The organism is Burkholderia sp. SIMBA_051 (assembly GCF_046534915.1).
Classification (GTDB): Bacteria; Pseudomonadota; Gammaproteobacteria; order Burkholderiales; family Burkholderiaceae; genus Burkholderia; species Burkholderia ambifaria.
This window is the reverse complement of record NZ_JAWRXS010000944.1, coordinates 1-233: the sequence shown is the minus strand read 5'-3', so window position 1 is coordinate 233 and position 233 is coordinate 1. Positions and strand designations below refer to the sequence as shown.

The following is a 233-nucleotide window of genomic DNA, read 5'->3' as shown; positions in this document are numbered from 1 at the left end:
CCGGCACCGCCGCGTTGATCGCGACCGCGTGCAGCAGATCGTCCGGCGTGCGCACCCAGGCGAAGAACGCGACGACGCTGCATGCGCGGTACACGACCACCGTGACGCTGTAGACGCTCAACTTCTGGATGCCCTGAAAGTACCAGCCGGGCGTCAGCGCCGCGCCGACCGCCATCCCGAACCCGATCAGCAGCGCCGTGCGTTCCGCCGCGAAATGCGGGACGAGCAGCGTC

At 69.1% G+C, this 233-nt stretch carries 1 protein-coding gene; it reads right to left on the bottom strand.

Annotated features, from left to right (window positions below; genetic code table 11):
* Positions 1-233, bottom strand: a 233-nt coding sequence (locus SB771_RS37270) for an oligosaccharide flippase family protein (RefSeq protein WP_410722314.1), incomplete at both ends; no start/stop codon positions are given.